Source organism: Novosphingobium sp. (genome assembly GCF_039595395.1).
Classification (GTDB): domain Bacteria; phylum Pseudomonadota; class Alphaproteobacteria; order Sphingomonadales; family Sphingomonadaceae; genus Novosphingobium.
On the sequence record NZ_JBCNLP010000006.1, the window covers coordinates 1,167,393 to 1,183,777 of the forward strand.

At 65.0% G+C, this 16,385-nt stretch carries 13 protein-coding genes; 10 read left to right on the forward strand and 3 right to left on the reverse strand.

Annotated elements, in window-relative coordinates:
* Positions 1–23: 23 nt before the first annotated feature.
* Together ABDW49_RS24940 and ABDW49_RS24945 are read left to right on the forward strand one after the other, a co-directional pair.
* Entirely contained in the window at positions 24–572 is a 549-nt protein-coding gene (locus ABDW49_RS24940; protein WP_343616223.1) for an AraC family transcriptional regulator, read from the forward strand.
* 32 nt (positions 573–604) lie between these two features.
* Complete coding sequence (locus tag ABDW49_RS24945) at positions 605–1,372, forward strand: alpha/beta hydrolase fold domain-containing protein (RefSeq protein ID WP_343616224.1); 768 nt, start codon at positions 605–607, stop codon at positions 1,370–1,372.
* 204 nt (positions 1,373–1,576) lie between these two features.
* On the opposite strand, the gene ABDW49_RS24950 is transcribed toward ABDW49_RS24945, so the two are convergent.
* Positions 1,577–2,329, reverse strand: a complete 753-nt coding sequence (locus ABDW49_RS24950) for a FadR/GntR family transcriptional regulator (RefSeq protein WP_343616225.1) — start codon at positions 2,327–2,329, stop codon at positions 1,577–1,579.
* Between the two features lie 186 nt (positions 2,330–2,515).
* Here ABDW49_RS24950 and ABDW49_RS24955 point away from each other — a divergent pair, with 186 nt between their 5' ends.
* From ABDW49_RS24955 to ABDW49_RS24975, 5 genes are read left to right on the forward strand one after another with little or no spacing between them, the layout of a single operon-like run.
* Complete coding sequence (locus ABDW49_RS24955; protein ID WP_343616227.1) at positions 2,516–5,227, forward strand: TonB-dependent receptor; 2,712 nt, start codon at positions 2,516–2,518, stop codon at positions 5,225–5,227.
* A 16-nt stretch (positions 5,228–5,243) separates the two neighbouring features.
* The gene (locus tag ABDW49_RS24960; protein ID WP_343616229.1) at positions 5,244–6,911 is read left to right on the forward strand and encodes a beta-xylosidase; all 1,668 of its coding nucleotides are present in this window, start codon (positions 5,244–5,246) and stop codon (positions 6,909–6,911) included.
* Complete coding sequence (locus tag ABDW49_RS24965) at positions 6,911–8,161, forward strand: MFS transporter (protein ID WP_343616230.1); 1,251 nt, start codon at positions 6,911–6,913, stop codon at positions 8,159–8,161. Before ABDW49_RS24960 ends, ABDW49_RS24965 begins: the two co-directional genes overlap by 1 nt.
* Positions 8,158–9,336, forward strand: coding sequence for an L-rhamnonate dehydratase (locus ABDW49_RS24970; RefSeq protein ID WP_343616232.1), 1,179 nt, complete (start codon positions 8,158–8,160; stop codon positions 9,334–9,336). Before ABDW49_RS24965 ends, ABDW49_RS24970 begins: the two co-directional genes overlap by 4 nt.
* Entirely contained in the window at positions 9,333–10,205 is an 873-nt protein-coding gene (locus ABDW49_RS24975) for an NAD(P)-dependent oxidoreductase (RefSeq protein WP_343616234.1), read from the forward strand. Before ABDW49_RS24970 ends, ABDW49_RS24975 begins: the two co-directional genes overlap by 4 nt.
* Positions 10,206–10,218: 13 nt before the next feature.
* Here ABDW49_RS24975 and ABDW49_RS24980 read toward each other — a convergent pair whose 3' ends face one another.
* Complete coding sequence (locus ABDW49_RS24980; RefSeq protein ID WP_343616236.1) at positions 10,219–10,671, reverse strand: MarR family transcriptional regulator; 453 nt, start codon at positions 10,669–10,671, stop codon at positions 10,219–10,221.
* A 67-nt stretch (positions 10,672–10,738) separates the two neighbouring features.
* Between ABDW49_RS24980 and ABDW49_RS24985 the strand changes: the two genes are divergently transcribed.
* On the forward strand, positions 10,739–12,250 hold the full coding sequence (locus tag ABDW49_RS24985; RefSeq protein ID WP_343616238.1) for an FAD-dependent oxidoreductase: 1,512 nt from the start codon (positions 10,739–10,741) through the stop codon (positions 12,248–12,250).
* A 7-nt stretch (positions 12,251–12,257) separates the two neighbouring features.
* Here the strand turns inward: ABDW49_RS24985 and ABDW49_RS24990 are convergent, their stop codons facing one another.
* Complete coding sequence (locus tag ABDW49_RS24990) at positions 12,258–12,881, reverse strand: hypothetical protein (RefSeq protein ID WP_343616239.1); 624 nt, start codon at positions 12,879–12,881, stop codon at positions 12,258–12,260.
* 138 nt (positions 12,882–13,019) lie between these two features.
* Here ABDW49_RS24990 and ABDW49_RS24995 point away from each other — a divergent pair, with 138 nt between their 5' ends.
* Both ABDW49_RS24995 and ABDW49_RS25000 read left to right on the forward strand, forming a co-directional pair.
* On the forward strand, positions 13,020–15,404 hold the full coding sequence (locus ABDW49_RS24995; protein WP_343616241.1) for a TonB-dependent receptor: 2,385 nt from the start codon (positions 13,020–13,022) through the stop codon (positions 15,402–15,404).
* Positions 15,404–16,357 (forward strand): MBL fold metallo-hydrolase, encoded by a 954-nt coding sequence (locus ABDW49_RS25000; RefSeq protein ID WP_343616243.1) that lies wholly within the window; start codon positions 15,404–15,406, stop codon positions 16,355–16,357. The genes ABDW49_RS24995 and ABDW49_RS25000 overlap by 1 nt, the downstream gene beginning before the upstream one ends.
* Positions 16,358–16,385: the final 28 nt, after the last annotated feature.

The window sequence follows — 16,385 nt, forward strand, 5'->3', positions numbered from 1 at the left end:
GATCGGCTTTACGGAGACACAAGATGACGATGATGTCCGCAACTTCCGCCACCGCGCCGGTCCCTGCCTCGCTTGCCCCCATCTCTCTTGCCAATGCCATCAGCCTGCTCGATCAGGCGGCCTCGGCGATCGGCGGCGATGCGCCTCTGGCCCGCGACCGCATCTCGGCAGCGCGCGACATTCTGCTCGGCAACCGGATCGAAGCGCCCAGAGCCATGGGCAGCGGCCTCGCCCCCTGGCAGACCAAGCGCATCATCGCCCATATCGAGGCGCATCTCGAGGACACCATCGCCAATGACGAACTGGCGGCGCTGATCAATCTGAGCACCGGCCATTTCACCCGCGCCTTCCGCCAGACCTTCAACACCACCCCGCATGCCTATGTGCTGGACCGCCGCGTGGATCTGGCCGCCGAGATGATGACCGGCAGCGATGAGAAACTGGCGATCATCGCGGCATCCTGCGGTTTTCACGACCAGTCGCATCTCAGCCGCATCTTCCGCCGTGCGAAAGGCGTTACTCCGGCCGTCTGGCGCCGCCGCCATGCCGCTTTCGCGATGGCACAGGCATGAGGGCCGCCCACGCCATGGCGCGGCCCGACCCCATGGTTCAGACCTTCCTGGACCAGCAGAATGAGGGGTTGAACCCGCGCCTTTCAAGCCAGCCCGGCGAACGTATCGCGCCCGGCATGATGCTGTTCCGGCCATGCGGCGATGATCGCGCGGCGCGGCCCGCCCTGCTCTATCGCGGCCTGCCCTCCTGCGCGCCATGGACCCGCCATCACGGGCTGCAGCGTCTGGCCGAGTGCACCGGGCGACTGGTGTTCTGGCATGATGCGCCCGAAGCCGCCGCCCCTTCCGGCCTCGGCTGGGTCGCCCGGCATGGGCGGGATTTTGGCGCATCTCCGGATCGGCTGGCCGTGGCGGCGGATGGCGTGGCGGCGATCGGGTTGGTCCATGAAATCTGCGCGCGATCCGCTCCCGTGGCGCCGGCGGCCCTGCTGCTCGTGACGCCCGTGCTGGGGCCCGCCGAGACGTTCCGCCCGCAGGATGCCTATCTTGAGGAGCTCCATGCGGCGGCATTGCATCAGGCCAATCAGTCCGTCGAAGCCTGTGGCTGGCCGCTCGATCTGGCGCGGGACCAGTTGCGGCATCTGCCGCCGACGCTGGTGCTGACCGCCGAACTCGACGGCTTTCGCGACAGTGCGGAAAGCTTTGCCCGGCGGCTTGTCGCCATCGACAATGACGGCGCGGCGGTGCGTTTTCTGGGCGTCATCGCCCATTTCACCTGGCTTGCGCCTCTGCTGGCGGCGCCCGTGTCCGTGACGGCGCAGCAGGCGATGGTGGCCTTTTTGCAGCATGTCTCCGACTGATCGAAGGGATAGGTTGATGAGCCCTGACACAATCTGGCTGGGTCGATATTCGCCCTTCGCCCGGATCTTTCGCGCCGATGATCCCGCAGCGGATACAGCCACCAAGAGCACGCCGCATCGGCGCCAGCCCCACACTTTCAGGCAGGCGCCATCCCCTCCACCCGAGACGCATATCTAGTACGAGAAATCAAATCCGGCCGCCCCTCAGGCCATGCCCGCATCGCCTGAGGCGTGGCGGATCAGCGCCAGCATCTTGAGCCGCGCATCCTCACTGTCGCCACGCATGATGGCATCGAACACGGCATCGTGATCGGGCATGGGATCGCGCGATTCCTTGCGCTCATCCCGTGCGAAATGGGTGGTCCAGGCCACCACCGCCGTCACCGAGGTGGAGAGCGAGATCAGCGATTCATTGCGCGTCGCCAGCAGGATCAGGCGATGGAACAGTTGGTCCGCCGCGCGTCCCTCTGGCGTTTGCAGGCCAAAACGCCGCATCTCCTCCAGCGCATGGCCCATGCGCGAGATATCCTGAGCATCGCGGCGCAAAGCGGCGAATTGCGCTGCGGCAGGCTCCACCACGGTGCGTAATTCGAAGATATCGCGCAGAAATTCCGGCGATGGCCCCGCCTCGAACATCCAGGCCAGCACGTCGAGATCGAGCATGTTCCAGCGCACACGCTCATTGATCCGCGTGCCGCTCTTGGTCCGGCTGTAGACCAGCCCCTTGGCCGACAGCACCCGCACCGCCTCGCGATAGGCCGTGCGCGAGATGCCGGTTTCGGCGCTGTAGCGCTCCTCGCCGGGCAGCATATCGCCCGGCTGGTAGCGCCCGCCGACAATGGCAATGCCCAGATCATGCGCGATGCGATCATGCACGGCGCGCGTACCGCCCCCGGTTCCCGCCACGGGCCGTGCCAGAGGGTAATCGCCTGCCTGAGTCATCGCATCCCGAGTCATGCCGTTCTCGTCCGCTTTCCGCCCGCTTTCGTCAAGATCGCTGAGAGACAGCTCTCACTGGTATGAGAAAATATGCAAAGAAACCATGACGAAACAAGATTTTGAAGATTCACCGCTTGCCTTGGCCGAAAATTCCCGCATCTAGTATGAGAAATAAAAACGGAGGGGATGATGTCAAAGCGCAGAATGAGGTTTCTTCACCTGCCACTCGCGGCCCAATTGCTGGTGCCGCTGCTGGCCCCGGCCGCCATGGCGCAAACCCCTGAGCAGGCCGCACCAACAACCGGCAATCAGGCCGACAAGCCCGAACCTTCCTCAGCCGACATCATCGTCACCGGCATGCGTGCCAGCCTGTCCTCGGCCCAGTCGATCAAGCGCAACGCCCAGCAACTGGTGGATTCCGTCATCGCCGAAGACATCGGCAAGCTGCCCGACAACAATGTGGTCGAGGCGCTGCAGCGTGTGCCCGGCGTGCAGGTTTCGCCGCGCGCTCGCGGGGAATCCGCCACGGTGCTGATCCGCGGGCTTCCCGATGTCGTCACCCTCATCAACGGGCGCAACATCTTCAGTACCACGGGCCGCTCGCTGTCGCTGGCCGATGTGCCCGCCGATCTGGTCTCGGGCGTCGATGTCTACAAATCGCGCTCGGCGGATCAGTTGGAGGGCGGCATCGCCGGGCTGATCAATGTCCGCACGCGGCGGCCCTTCGATTTCAAGCACTTCGAACTCGCGCTGGCCGGGCGGCAGGTCTACAGCGAGCAGCCCGGCACCGCCGATCCCTATCTCAGCGCCCTCATCAGCAACCGCTGGACCACCGACATCGGCGAGTTCGGCGCGCTGGTTAGCGTCTCCTACCACAAGACCCGCTATCGCGACGAGACGATCTACAGCGGCGGTTATTTCGGCTACAACCGCGACAACAGCCGCGCCCCCTACACGCCCGGCGTCCCGCTCGACCCGCACGGCACCAATCCGGCCGATGCCGCCGTCTTCCGCACCGACACCATCGGCGCCTTCGAGCAGATCGGCACCCGCACCCGCCCCGCCGTCAACGCCACGCTGCAATGGGCCCCTGACGACCGGCTGACGATCCATGCCGATGGGCTGTTCTATGGCTATCGTGACAAGGGCAACAACAACCAGAACTTCACCTCGATGAACGGCACGCTGCTCTCGCCGCTGCAATTCGTGGGGGACACCAAGCTGGTCCAGTCCGAAAGCATCGCCAACAACCGCGTCGCCACCTTCGGCAGCGGCTACAGCAGCACCGCCGACCGCTGGCAGGGCGCGCTGGGCGCCGACTGGAAAAGCGATGACTGGAAAGCGGCGAGCGAGGTGGCCTACACACGCTCCTCCGCCACCGATATCGCCAACAATCTCGATGTGGATTTTATCGCATCACGCACCGATGCGGTGTTCAACAACGGCACCGGCACGCCCACCTTCACCCTGCCCAATGACAACATCGCCGATATCTCGCGCTATTACCTCTCACGCCTGTCCACCACGCGCACGGTGGGGCAAGGCACGGAATGGGCCTGGCGCGGCGATATCACCTACCGCAAGCCCTTCCTGATCTTTTCCAGCGTGGACGCCGGCGCGCGCCTGAGCAGCCGCAACGCCCGTTCGGACAGCTTTACCCAGACGGTCAATTGCTCGGCCACCGGGGCGGTGCAGTGCTACAGCATCGCCGCCAACAGCCTGCCGGGGCTGATGACGGTGACTCCCGGCGGCTTTTACGACGGCACGCGCAATTTCGTGCGCCAATGGGGCACGCCCGGCACCGATTACCTGCTGAACAACATCGGCACGCTGCGCCAGATCTTCGGCCTCGCGCCCGGCGATCCGGCCTTCCAGAACACCCAGCATTTCGACATCACCGAGAAGAACTACGCCGGCTATGTGCAGGGCAACATCGCGGTTGGTCGAGTGGACGGGCAGATCGGCCTGCGCGCGATCCAGACCGATATCACCTCCAACGCCTTTCTGGCCTTGAGCGGTGCGACCTCGCCCGTCACCATCCGCAACAAGGGGACCGACTGGCTGCCCAGCCTGGCCTTGCGCTACAAGCTGAAGGACAATCTCTTCCTGCGCCTGGCCGCCAGCAAGACCATCACCCGCCCCAGCTTCGCGCAGCTCAATCCCGCGCTCACGCTTACCCCGCCGATCCCCGGCCAGCAGCCCTTCGGCAAGGGCACCAGCGGCAATGCCGATCTACAGCCGGTGCGCTCCAACAATTACGACCTGTCGCTGGAGTGGTATATCGACCGGTCGAACTCGATCACGGTCACGGCCTTCCGCCGCGATGTCACCGGCTTTATCCAGTCGGTCACCAGCAATTTCCAGATCGACTATCTGGGCGCCGACAACGGCGTCTATCAGGTGACACGCCCGGAAAATTCGGGCTCGGGACGCCTGCAGGGGATCGAGGGCGGCATCACCCTGTTCCCCAAGGCCCTGCCCCGCTGGCTCACCGGCCTCGGGCTGAGCGCCAATGGCACCTATATCGATGGCAAGAACAAGGCGCTCTCGCCGCTGCCCGGCGTGACGGGTTATATGACCATCCCCTTCCAGAATGTGTCGAAATATTCGGCCACCGCCACGCTGATCTACGAGAAACAGGGCTTTTCCGCCCGCGCCTCCTATGTCTGGCGCGACAAATACAATTCCGGACTGCATTTCACCGGGGTCAATCCCAATTTCATCACCACCGGGGCGATCAGCAATCTCGACCTGTCCTTCTCCTATGAGGTCACGCCGAAATTTACGGTGGTCTTCGATGCCACCAATGTGCTGAAAAACCTCTACCAGACCTCTTTCAACGATCCCACGCTCTACCCGCGCGACACGGTGCTTTACACAAGCACCTTCGCCATCGGATTCAGAGCCAAACTGTAAGCTGAGAGGATGCCCCGTGACCCTATCCCGCACTCTTGCCGCTCTCTCCCTCGCCGCCGCCCTGCCCTCCACCTTGCAGGCGCAGGAAGCGCCCCCGCGCCCCGTCGCGATCAGCGTGGACGCCGGGCAGACCATCGGCACGCTGCCCCCCATCTGGCGGTTCTTCGGCGCGGATGAGCCCAATTACGCCACCATGAAGGACGGGCGCAAATTGCTGCTCGAACTGGGCGATCTCAAGAAGGGTGAGGTCTATTTCCGCGCCCACAATCTGCTGAGCAGCGGCGACGGCACCGCCGCCTTCAAATGGGGCAGCACCAACGCCTATCGCGAGGATGCCAATGGCAAGCCGGTCTATGACTGGACCATCGTCGATCACATCATCGACACCTATCGCGCGCGCGGCATCCGCCCCTATCTCCAGATCGGCTTTATGCCCGAGGCGCTTTCCAGCGCCCCGCCGGGCACGCCCTATCAGCATCTCTGGCGCCCCGGCTTCGACTACCGCCTGATCGCCACCGGCTGGACCTATCCGCCCAAGGATTATGCCAAATGGGGTGAACTGGTCTATCAATGGACCCTCCACAACATCGAACGCTATGGCCGCGCCGAGGTCGAAAACTGGTATTTCGAGGTGTGGAACGAGCCCAACTCGACCTTCTACTGGCAGGGCAGCCCCGAGGATTTCTACAAGCTCCACGATTACGCCATCGCCGCCATCCGCCGCGCTTTGCCCAAGGCGCGCGTGGGCGGGCCGGATGTGGCCGGGCCGGGCGGCACCTTTATGGACGGCTTTCTGAAGCATGTCTCATCCGGCACGAATTACGCCACCGGCCAGACGGGTACGCCCACCGATTTCCTCTCCTTCCACGCCAAGGGCAGGCCCAGCTTCGTCGACGGCCATGTCCGTATGGGCATCGCCACCCATCTGAGCGAGGCCGATGGCGGCTTTACCAAGGTGCTGTCGGTTCCCGCTCTGGCAGGCAAGCCGGTGGTGATCGGGGAAAGCGATCCGGAAGGCTGCGCGGCCTGCCCCGGTCCGCAGAACGCCTATCGCAACGGCACGATGTATTCCAGCTACACCGCCGCCAGCGTGGCGCGACTGTGGGAACTGGCGCGCAAACGCCACGTCAATCTGGAGGGCGCGGTCTCATGGTCCTTCGAGTTCGAGGATCAGCCGTGGTTCGCCGGTTACCGCCAGCTCGCCACCAATGGCGTGGATCTGCCGGTGCTCAACGTCTTCCGGCTGTTCGCCAAGCTCGGCACCACGCAACTGGCCGCCACCAGCGATGCGCAAGTGCCGCTGGACACGGTGATGGCCAAGGGCGTGCAGGGCGAGGCCGATGTCGGCTCCATCGCCACGCGCACCGCCGATGGAAAGCTGGCGCTGCTGCTGTGGCATTATCACGATGATGATGTGGCCGGCCCCGATGCGCAGATCAGCATCAGCCTCAAGGGGTTGAAAGCCGCGCCGGCTTCCGCTTCCCTGTGGCGCGTCGACAAGACCCACGCCAACGCCTTTGCCGCATGGCAGGCGATGGGCTCACCCCAATCACCCGACCAGAACCAGTATACCCAACTGGAAAAGGCCTCGCAGCTTCAGGCCGAGACCGTCAGTGTCACCTCGGGCAAAAGCATCAGCCTGCGCCTGCCGCGTCAGGGTGTTGCTCTGCTGGTACTCAACTGATGGCCAAAACGGCGCGATCCGGGCGCTGGGCCATTGCGGCGATGATCGCGGTGGCCATCGCCATCAGCTATCTCGACCGCCAGACCCTGCCCTGGGCGATCAAGCATATCGAGGCCGACATCCCCATCGGCAACCAGACCAAGGCCTTTCTGGATAGCGCCTTTCTGGCCACTTACGGCCTGATGTATCTGGGCGGCGGCTGGCTGCTGGACAGGGTGGGCACGCGGATCGGCTTTCTGGCGATCATGCTGTTCTGGTCGCTGGCCTGCGCCAGCCATGGGCTGGCGGGCGGCATCGCGGCTCTGGCCACCAGCCGCCTGCTGCTGGGCATGGGCGAGGGCGGCAGCTTTCCTGCCGCCACCCGCGCCATCGCCGAATGGTTCGCCCCCGCGCAACGCGCCGCCGCCATGGGGCTGGTCAATGCCGGAACCGCCGTGGGCGCCGTGCTGGCCCCGCCCTTGATCGCAGGCATTCTGGCCCATGGCGGCTGGCTGGGTCTGGCGGGCTGGCGCTGGGTGTTTTTCGTGACCGGCAGCTTTGGGCTGGCATGGTCGCTGTGGTGGTGGCTCGCCTATCGCCAGCCTTCACCCACGCCCGCTGAACCATCGCAAGATGCCGCGCCCGGCATCGTCCAACTGCTGGCCCATCGCGAGGTGCGCGCCATCGTCCTCGCCAAATTCCTGAGCGACGGGGCGTGGTATTTCTACCTCTTCTGGCTGCCCAAATATCTGTTCGAAGCCCATCATTTCGACCTGAAACAGGCCGCCACCATCGGCTGGATACCCTATGCCGCCTCGGGCGTGGGCAGCCTGTGCGGCGGCTTTCTGTCGAGCCGGCTGCTCGCCTCGGGCTATTCGGTCAATGCCGCGCGCAAGATCGCCTTGGGCCTCAGCGCCGCCTGCATGCCATGGGTGATGCTGGCGCCCGCCATGGCCTCGGTGGGGGCGGTGATCGCCATTTTCAGCCTCGCCTTCTTCGGCCAGCAGAGCTGGTCCACACTGGTCATGACCCTGCCCACCGATCTGGCCCCGCGCAGCGCTCTGGGGCGCCTCGCCGGGCTGGTCGGGCTGGGCGGCGCCTTTGGCGGCATCGTCATGGGGCAGGCCGCTGGATGGGCACTGGATGCGGGCTCGGGCTATGGGCCGGTGCTGACCGTGGCCGCATTGCTCCATCTGATCGCCTTCGCGCTGATCTGCCTTGCCATTCCCCGCATTGCGCAACTCACCTTCACCCGAAAGGATCTGCCTTGAAGATCACCGAAATCCGCACGCGCGTCGTCCAGTGGGAAGGCGAGACCGTGCCCCTGCCGCCGCATTTCTGCACCAACCCGATGGATCTGGTCTCCCCTCTGCTCACCCCAGAGACGATGGGCACCTTCACCTTCCACGGCTGGCTGATCGTGGAGATCTTCACCGATGAGGGGCTGGTGGGCATCGGCAATGCCGCTCTGGCGCCGCTGGTGACCAAGCAGATGATCGACCTCTATCTCGCCCCGCTGCTGATCGGCCAGAACCCGTGGGACAGCGAGTTCCTGTGGCAGCATATGTACCGCAAGACCATGGCCTTCGGACGCAAGGGCGTGGCGCTGGTGGCGATCTCCGCACTGGACATCGCTTTGTGGGACCTGATGGGCAAATCGGCCAAACAGCCGGTGTTCCGCCTGCTGGGCGGGCGCACCAAGGCGAAGATCCCGGTCTATGCCAGCAGGCTCTATTCGGTGCCGCTCGACCAACTGGCGCAGGAAGCGGCCAGCTACAAGGCGCAGGGCTATAAGGCGATGAAGCTACGCTTCGGCTGGGGGCCGATCGATGGCGCCGAGGGCATGGCCCGCAATGTCGAGCTGATCCGCACCGTGCGCGAAACCGTGGGCGACGAGATCGACATCATGGCCGACGCCTATATGGGCTGGAGCCTCGATTACGCCAAACGCATGATGCGCCTGATCGAACCCTTCAACCTGCGCTGGCTGGAGGAAGCGATCATCCCCGACGACATCAACGGCTATCACGAATTGCGCCGTTTCGGCTCTACCCCCATCGCGGCTGGCGAGCATGAGTTCACCAGCTATGGCTTCCGCCAGATGATCGAGGCGCGCGCGCTGGATTATTTCCAGTTCGACACCAATCGCGTGGGCGGCATCACAGCGGCGCGGAAAATCCAGGCACTGGCCGAGGCCTATTCCATCCCCGTGGTGCCGCATGCCGGGCAGATGCACAATTACCATGTGGTGATGGCCAGCCTGAACAGCCCCATCGCCGAATATTTCCCGATGGTCGATGTCGAGGTCGGCAACGAACTCTTCTGGTATATTTTCAAGGGCGAGCCGCAGGCGGTGGACGGCTATATCGATCTGGACGACAACCTCCCCGGCCTCGGTCTGGAGATCGATGAGGCGGCCCTCTCGCGTTTCAAGGTGATCGGATGACAAAGACAGCATTTCTCGGCCTTGGCATCATGGGCGCCGGGATGGCCGCGCGACTGATCGGAGCCGGTTTCGAGGTGGCCGTGTGGAACCGCAGTGCGGAGAAAGCCGCCGCCCTGCGCGCGTTGGGCGGCCATGTCGCCGCCAGTCCGGCGGAGGCCGCGCGGGGTGCGCAGATCGTCGTCTCCATGCTGGCCGACGACACCGTGTCCCGGCAGGTCTGGACCGGGCCCGAGGGCGCCCTGCCCGCCATGGCACCCGGCGCGGTCGCGGTGGAATCGAGCACGCTGACCAGCCCATGGGTGCGCGAACTGGCCGGGCTGGCTTCGGCGCGCGGCGTGGAATTTCTCGAAGCCCCGGTCACCGGCAGCCGCGATCAGGCCGCGCAAGGCACGCTGCGTTTCCTTATGGGCGGCGAGGCTTCGGCCATCGCGGCGGCGCGCCCGGCACTCGACGCCATGGGCAGCGCCTCGGTGCATCTGGGCCCGGCGGGCAGCGCGGCCACGGTCAAGCTGGCCAACAATTTCCTCTGCGGGGTTCAGGCAGCGGCTTTGGCCGAAGCGCTGGCTCTGCTGGAAAAAAGCGGCCTCGATGTCGAGCAGGCCTTCTCTATTCTGGCCGAGGGCGCGCCGGGCAGCCCGCTGGTCAAGGCCGTGGGGCGCCGCATGCTGGAGCGCGCCTATACGCCGCATTTCCTCGTGCCGCTGATGGCCAAGGATCTGGCCTATGCCCAGGCGGCGCTGGGCGAGGCCGGCATTCACTCGGGGATCGCGGAGACGGCCCGGCAGCGTTTCTCCGCCGCCGATGCAGCCGGGCAAGGCCATCGCGACATCGCCGCGATCATCGAGCCCTTGCGGGAAAAGCGCGAATGACGCCCCCCCGCTTTTAGCGCATGATATCGTCCGCGAACCTGCGCAGCAATTGCCGGAGCTGATCAAGCTCGGGGTCGGTCCATGACGCCAGAATGCGGTTGGCAAGGCGCTCGCGCGCGGCGTTCAGCGCATCGATCATGGCCTGACCCTTTGTGCTGACACTGGCCTCGCGGATGCGCTTGTCGCGCGGCGAGGCTTGCCGTTCGATCAGCCCAAGCTCTTCCAGCTTCGTCATCTGGCGGCTGACGGTGGTATGGTCGCGGCCCGTCCGGTCGGCCAGCTCGACCACGCCGATCGGCCCATAGCGCCCGATCCGCGCCAGCAACGGAAACAGCGCGCGGTCAAGCGGAATGCCCGCTTCCTCGATCAGCCGGTCATCCCGGCGGGGGCGGTTGAACTCATCCACCACATCGATGAGCGCGGCGTGGAGCCCGCGCAGGATATCGCGATTATGTGCATTATTCACGTTTTTCGTTGCCCCATGGCATGGCCGGATATATGTGCATATTACACATTGATTCGCGGAGATGCCAATGTCTTTCGACACAGACGTCCTGATCAGCGGCGCAGGCGCCGCAGGCCTTGCGCTTGCCATCGATCTGGCGCGGCGCGGCATCGCCTTCACCCTGATCGAGCAGAATGAACAGCCTTTCGGCGGATCACGCGGCAAGGGCATCCAGCCCCGCACGCTGGAGGTCTTCGAGGATCTCGGTCTGGTCGACCGGCTGGCGGCGGCGGGGGCGCCCTATCCGCCGCTGCGCCATTACCGCAGCGACGGCACCACCGAGGAATCCCTGCTGACCGGCGAGGAGGTCTCCCCCAGCCCCTCGGAACCCTATGCCGCCCCGCTGATGATCGCCCAGTTCCGGACCGAGGCCGTAATGCGCGAAAGGCTGGCCGAACTGGGCCACCGCCCGCACTTCGGACGGCGACTGGCCGGGTTCGACCAGGACGAAAACGGCGTCGCCGCCCGCATCGTCGATGCGCAGGGCGAGCATCTTGTCCGCGCCCGCTTCCTGATCGGCACCGACGGCGGGCGCAGCTTTGTGCGCCATACGCTGAACATCAGCTTTCCCGGCGAAACGCTGGGGGTTCGCGCATTGGTCGCCGATGTGCGGCTGGAGGGGCTCGACCGGCTGGCCTGGCACCGTTTCCAGATCGGCTCCCCCGCGACGCAGTTCATGGTGTGCCCACTGGCGGGCACCGATCTGTTCCAGTTGCAGGGGCCAGTGCCGCTCGAAGGCGATATCGACCTCTCCCCCGCCGCCCTGACCGAGCTGATCGCCCGGCGCACCGGGCGGACCGATATCGTGGTGCATGCCGTCTCATGGGCGTCGGTCTATTCGATGAATGCAAGGCTGGCGGACCGCTATCGCGTCGGGCAGGTCTTTCTGGCGGGAGACGCGGCGCACACCCATCCGCCGACAGGCGGGCAAGGGCTCAACACCAGTGTGCAGGATGCCTACAACCTTGGCTGGAAGCTGGCTGCGGTTATTACCGGTGCGTCGGATACGCTGCTCGACACCTATGAGGGAGAGCGGCGCCCCATCGCGGCAGGCATGCTGGGCCTCGCCACGCGCCTGCTGGGCGAAGCCAGGGAAGGCACGATGCGCCGCGACCGGGAGTCACGCCAGCTCGACCTTGGCTATCGCGCATCCTCCCTGTCCTGCAAGGTGCTGTCCGGCGAAACACGGCTCCAGCCGGGCGACCGCGCGCCTGACGCGCCATGTCGGGGGCGGGCCGGTCAGCCCACACGATTGTTCTCGGTGTTTGCCGGGCCGCACTGGACCTTGCTCGGTTTCGGTTCCCCTGAACGCCCCTCGCCGCGCGCGGGCCTGCGCATGGCCGTGATTGGAGAGCACGGCGACCTTATCGACGATGCCGGGCATATCGCCGATGCCTATGGGCTTGCGCCCGGCCAATGGGCGCTGGTGCGCCCTGATGGCTATCTGGCCGCGATCATCGACACGAACGAGCTGGATCAGACGCTGCGACGCTATTTCGAGGATCGCCTGACAACAGCCGTTCCGGCAGAGGTCGACTAAAGCATCGTCACGCCGCCATGGCGGCGGTGATCTCGCGCAGGAAAAATCCCTCATCGGCCAGGCCGCTGTCATCCAGAATGTCCGGCACGAAAGAGGCGGTGAAGAAGGCCCCGCGCAGCAACACCTCAAACTGAATGGCCGCGCGTTCCGGATCGGCCGCCCCCAGACGCCGGAAGACCTCCTGCGTCCTTTCGGTGCGCAGGCTGAAAGAGGCGCGCAGCAGACGATCGGTCTCGGGCTGGCGCTTCGCCATCAAAAAGCACTCATAGCGCGCCAGCATGCGCACCGGCCCCTGCTCCCGCCGAACGGCGGCCAGCATCTCGGCAAACCAGCGCGCCACCGAGGCGACATCGACCACCTCGCGCGCCAGCAGCGTGTCGAACAGGATGCGAATACGGCGGAAATCGGCGTCGAACAGCGCCTTGACCGTCGCCATCACCAGATCCTCGCGGCGGCGGAAATAGGCCGAGGTGGTGCCTTCGGGATAGCCCAACTGCTTGTCGATGGCGCGATGGGTGAGGCCGCGGCTGCCCTGCTCGCCCAGAATGTCGATCGCGGCATCGGCAATGGCCGCGCGCCGATCCGCGCGATCGCTGTCCTGCCTGAACGGGGCGAGCGAACTCTCATCCATGTGCCGATATCCTTTCATCGTGGTCTTTCCGCCCTCACGCCTCGCTTGACAAGCCCCAGCACCTTCTACATTTGTAGACAACAAGTGAAGAATCGCCATCATGAACAGAATGGCGGTCAAAAAGAGGGGGGAAAGATCATGCGCAGGCTTCTGCTGGCATCATCGGTGCTGATCGCAGGCTGGGGGGCACCGGCCGCCGCACAGGACACCGGGCAAGACACCGCCGGAAACGGCAACACGGGCATCCGCGACATCATCGTCACCGCCCAGCGCAAATCCGAAAGCACGCAAAAGGCGGGCATTGCGATTGCCGTGCTCAGCGGCGAGCAACTGCTGCAAAAAGGCCTGTCCAGCGCCAATGATCTGGGCAAGGCGGTGCCCGCGCTCAACGTGCAGGCGGGCGGTGGGCCGCTGACCTCCTTCTTCGTGCGCGGCGTCGGCAATTTCACCGTCAACGGCTATTCCGACCCGGCGGTCGCCTTCGCCTATGACGGCGTTTACATGGGCCGCGCCACCTCCACCTCGGGCATGTTCTACGATCTGGAGCGGCTGGAGGTGCTCAAAGGGCCGCAAGGCACGCTCTATGGCCGCAACGCCACGGCAGGCGCCATCAACGCCATTCCGGCCAAGCCGAAGATCGGCGAGTGGTCGGGCAATGCCAGCGCCTATTACGGCAATTACAACGCCTTCGGCCTGCAAGGCGCGATCAATGCCCCCATCGGCGAGCATGGCGCGCTGCGGTTGGCAGGCAATGTCGTCAGCCATGACGGCTACATGTCCGACGGCACCAGCGACGAGAAGAACCAGGCCCTGCGCGGCCAGATGCTGGCCGAACTGACGCCAGATCTGACTGTGCGCGTCGGCGCCGACTGGTCGCACACCGGCGGCAAGGGGCCGGGCGCCAGCTATGCCGGGGCCTATGCCTACAACCGCACCAGCGGCAGCTACAGCTTCGTTCCCTCGGGGTTGAGCGTGGACACCGGGCTCTATAGCCCGGCATCTCAGGCCTATCGCCAGACGCTGTTTCTGGGCGCCACCGGTCGCAACGCCGCCCCGCTGGACGACACCGCCTATCAGAACAACAGCTTCTATGGCACCAATGCCGAGATCACCTGGAAGAGCGGCATCGGCACCTTCACCCTGCTGCCCGCATGGCGCCATTCCCAGCTCGACAGCCGCTTCGGCAATCCCGGTTTTGTCGGCTGGATCCGCGAAAAGGACGATCAGATCAGTCTGGAAGCGCGGCTTGCCACCAAGCGGGTGAGCATCTTCGAAGCCATTCTGGGCGGCTATTATTTCGACGAGACGGTGAACGGCAATTACACCTTCGCGCAGCAGCAGTTGAACGCCTATCAGGCCTTCACCTCGAAGACCAAATCCTATGCCGCTTTCGGCCGCCTGACCGCGCATCTTTCCCAAGGCTTCCGCCTGATCGGCGGCCTGCGCTTCACCCGTGACGAAAAGCGCTTCGATGGACAGGCCGATGTGTTCATCGACACCTGCACGCTGCGGGTGGCGGGGCGCCCCTCCTGCCCCAGCGCGCCGCTGCTGCCTGTCACCGCCTCCTACACCGATCTCACCGCGCCTTTCGTCATCGCTCCGGCGGGCGGTGGGGCCCCCATCGGCGCCACGGGCGCGGTGCTGGTCCATGCGCAGACCCCGGTCCATGCCTCGCTGCCCAAGAGCAAAGCGACATGGCGCGCGGGCGTGGAGTTCGATGTGACGCCCCGCTCGCTGCTCTATGCCACGGTGGAGACGGGCTATCGCTCGGGCGGCTTCTCGCTCTCGGCAGGCTATGAGACGTTTCAGCCGGAATATCTCACCGCCTACACCATCGGCAGCAAGAACCGCTTCTGGAACAACCGGGTTCAGTTCAACCTCGAAGCCTTCTATTGGGACTACACCAACCAGCAGGTGAACCATTCGGGCATCGATCTGAACGGCAATCAGGGGCAGTTCACCCAGAATGTCGGCAATTCGAAGATCAAGGGCGTTGAAGCCGATCTTCAGTTGAAGGCGACGCGCACCACGCTGCTTTCCGCCAACATCCAATATCTGGATTCGAAATATGGCAGCTACACCTATTCGGTGCCGGTGGGCGCCAATCCGCCGATCACCGGCTGCGCCTATGCGCTCAATCCGGCCAATGCGGCGCTCTACACCATCAATTGCAGCGGCAAGCCGGGCTATCAATCGCCGCGCTGGACCGCCAACCTGGGGCTGGAACAGACCCTGCCGCTGGGCCGCTACAACCTTGTTGCCGCCATCGACACGCAATACAAGACCAGCCGCTATATCGCCTTCGATTTTCTGCCCGAAGAGCTGATCGGCGCCACCTGGACCACCAATGCCGAATTGCGCCTTTCTCCCAAGGAAGGGCGCTGGTCGCTGGCCGGCTATGTCCGCAACATCGAGGGGACGCGCATCCCGGTCAATGCGCCCACCTATCCGGCGGCCTCATCCCTCAATTACATCACCAGCGCGCCGCGCACCTTCGGCGTGCGAGCAGGAGTAAAATTCTGATGCGTCATGCCCTTCTCACCGCCCTTCTGCTGCTGGGCGCCGCACCGGTTTCCGCCGCGCCCGCCGCGCAATGGATCACGCTGGGGACGGCGGGCGGCCCCGTGGCCTCGCCCACGCGCAGCCAGCCGGCCAATCTGCTGGTGACGGGCGAGGGCGTCTATCTGGTCGATTGCGGCGACGGCTGTGTCGAGCAACTGGCCAAGGCGCATATCCCGCTCGACCGGGTGAAAGGCTTGTTCATCAGCCATCTGCATTACGATCATGTCGGCGGGGTCTCGGCGCTGCTGGGGCTGCGCTATCAGACCAGCACCTATGCGCCGCTGCCCATCTATGGCCCGCCGGGCACCAAAGCCATGGTGGACGGACTGGTCGCCGCGATGATGCCCTTTGCCATGAGCGGCTATGGCATCCCCGGCACGCCGCATGTCGATCCGGCCAGCACGGTGAGCGTCACCGAACTGTCGGGCGGCGATCATCTCACGCTGGGGTCGGTGGCGGCCAGCACCGTGCAGAACACCCATTACTCCTTCGCGCCGGGCAGCGAGGATGACCGGCGCTTCCGCTCGCTGGCATGGCGCTTCGAGACGGGCGGGCGCTCCTTCGTCTTCACCGGCGACACCGGGCCCAGCGAGGCGGTCACGCGCTTTGCCAAAGGCGCCGATGTGCTGGTCAGCGAGATCATCGATCTGGACGCCACGCTGGCCATGGTCAACCGCGAGAACCCCCATCTCGATGCGCAAAAACGCGATGGCATGATCGAGCATCTCAGCCGCCATCACCTGCCCGCCGCCGAGGTCGGCAAGATGGCCGCCGCTGCCGGCGTGAAGCAGGTGGTGCTGACCCATTTCGCCCCCTCCGATCCATCGGCGGCACTGGTTGAGCATTTGCGGCAGGGCATCGCGGCGCAGTATCACGGGACGATCACCATGGCCCGCGATCTCGACAGCTTCTGACCAGCGTCCAAAGGACTGGCGCCCGGTC